Source organism: cf. Phormidesmis sp. LEGE 11477, from assembly GCF_015207105.1.
Taxonomy (GTDB): Bacteria; Cyanobacteriota; Cyanobacteriia; order Phormidesmidales; family Phormidesmidaceae; genus Phormidesmis.
In genome coordinates this window covers 1-1,502 of record NZ_JADEXO010000267.1, presented here as the reverse complement: position 1 = coordinate 1,502, position 1,502 = coordinate 1, and the positions used below count along the sequence as shown (strand labels likewise).

Annotated in this window: 3 protein-coding genes; 2 read left to right on the top strand and 1 reads right to left on the bottom strand. The window is 49.5% G+C overall.

The genetic code is table 11. The features are described from left to right. On the top strand, positions 1-303 hold a 303-nt coding region (locus IQ256_RS29215), incomplete at its 5' end, for a hypothetical protein (protein ID WP_228025403.1). After that, on the top strand, positions 304-1,344 hold the full coding sequence (locus IQ256_RS29210; RefSeq protein ID WP_193859179.1) for an SAVED domain-containing protein: 1,041 nt from the start codon (positions 304-306) through the stop codon (positions 1,342-1,344). On the opposite strand, the gene IQ256_RS30615 is transcribed toward IQ256_RS29210, so the two are convergent. Next, positions 1,345-1,479: a UvrB/UvrC motif-containing protein gene (locus IQ256_RS30615; RefSeq protein ID WP_370623577.1), complete on the bottom strand. Its 135-nt coding sequence runs from the start codon at positions 1,477-1,479 to the stop codon at positions 1,345-1,347. Positions 1,480-1,502: the final 23 nt, after the last annotated feature.

Genomic DNA, 1,502 nt, shown 5'->3' with positions numbered 1-1,502 from the left:
CTCAAGCGCCCTGAGGTTTTCATGCTGGCGCCGAAAATGCGGCCAAGGGACGGCATGGCATTTATCGATATTCCGCATATTCATTTGGACCCAGACAAACCTGAATTGTCATCCATGTGTCTGTATGATCCTGACGGCGGCGAGTGGAATGACACCATTTTCCTTGCGGACACCGTCATTCCCTGGGCCGCCGAGTGGTTGATGCATTACGAGCATTGGCACCTTTTTGGCGAATGGATCGGCAGCGGGGTAGGACCGGAGACTATCCGAGAGATGCTTGATGCTACGATAGCGGCAAAGTAGATGAAGGGTTTGTTTTTCTCGATTGTTGATAAAGCCAGCGGTTTCTTTGCCGATTATTTTGGTGCCGGTTCGATCTTATCTCGTTGCGGATTAGCCATCTGTGTTGCGGCTTTATCTACGCCAATACTAGAGTTGTTTCTAAGCACCGTTATTGATTTTGAGCTGCCTCCTTACTTTAGAGAGGTAGCTTTTTTAGTCGGCGTGTTGATGATTATTGTTGGCGTATTGTGGCGCAGGGAAGCCGAAATACGTGACATCAAGATCGCAGTTGAAGTTAAAGGGCTGCGTATGGCGAGTTGGACCGATCTGCGATCGTTTTTTCCAAAAAGCCAACAGTCTCGCATTGCTCAGATCACGATTGATTTGACCGATAAAATAGAGGACGGCGAAGTTCTAAACTTCGCATTCCTACAAAAGTCTGTCAGAGAATTTCGTGCGAATTTGAACAGCCGAAAACAGCAGTATGACGACAACGATATCAAGATCTATTTTGGCGGGCTAGCGCCGGTACCTGTATTGTTCGCATTCGGCATACAGCTTGACGACGACGGTGGAACAACGGTCCTAGATTGGGACCGGATACGCGAAAAGTGGATAATGCCCAATGCCGCATCCGACAGTCCAGATTTGTATTTCAGCGAAGTGCCGAACACACTTCCTGATGAAATACTGATTGCCTGTTCTATCTCTTACGCCGTTGACAAAGCGGCGATTGAGGAGCGGTTTGCTGGCTTGCCGGTCCTTGAAATTGTTGCAAGTGAATTTGGATGTCACCCAGAACGTTCTTTGGAGTTCCACCAGAGGGTTTGCGATGAATTTACTTCGTACATGCGTCGTATCCATGCCGCTGGGGTGAAACGTATCCACATGGTTCTTGCCGCGCCCTCCAGCGTCTGCATCAACTTGGGAAGAGTCTACGACAAGCGGCTATTTCCACCCATTTGGATATACCAGTACGAAAGGGACGCCGAAAAAGGCAGATACAATTGGCGTGCGAATATGCCGGTTGCCAAGACTGAGTTCTTTATCGAGGAAACCTAACTACGTCCCCTCCAACCGCCTAATTTCATCCCGCAGCCTCGCCGCCTCTTCAAATTCCAGATTGCTCGCGGCTTCGCGCATCTGTTTCTCCAGATCGGCGACGACGGCTCGGAGATTATTCGGTTCGAAGGCCACCTGATTTTCAGCGACTTTCGTCT

What these genes read in the sequence shown, in the direction of transcription:
- IQ256_RS29210 (WP_193859179.1), top strand. Translation starts at nt 304, where the DNA reads ATGAAGGGTTTGTTTTTCTCGATTGTTGATAAAGCCAGCGGTTTCTTT.